General features: G+C 48.0%; 1 protein-coding gene. It reads left to right on the top strand.

What is annotated here, in order from left to right; genetic code table 11:
* Nucleotides 1–180: BON domain-containing protein (locus ACFFRH_RS44905; protein WP_512701147.1), on the top strand; the 180-nt coding region annotated here is incomplete at its 5' end.
* Between the last annotated feature and the right edge of the window lie 178 nt (nucleotides 181–358).

Raw genomic sequence — 358 nt, 5'->3', positions numbered from 1 at the left:
AAAGCCAAACTGCTGGCGGACGATATCGTCCCTTCCCGTCATGTGAAAGTTGAAACCACCGACGGCGTGGTTCAGCTCTCCGGTACCGTCGATTCTCAGGCACAAAGTGACCGTGCTGAAAGTATCGCCAAAGCGGTAGATGGTGTGAAAAGCGTTAAAAATGATCTGAAAACTAAGTAATTCGTCGTAATTCGTCCTCCCGAACTTTGTCGGGAGGCGCGATGTGCACCACACTAAAAATATCGCATTGAGTGATTTTCACGCTCATATCAAGCGGTGACATTAACTATGGTAAAGGAGACGCTTATGTTTCGTTGGGGCATCATATTTCTGGTTATCGCGTTAATCGCCGCCGCAC

This window comes from Streptosporangium vulgare (assembly GCF_042428775.1).
GTDB classification, from domain to species: Bacteria; Actinomycetota; Actinomycetes; order Streptosporangiales; family Streptosporangiaceae; genus Streptosporangium; species Streptosporangium vulgare.
The sequence above is the reverse complement of the archived record's forward strand: the minus strand, read 5'-3'. Positions and strand labels throughout refer to the sequence as shown.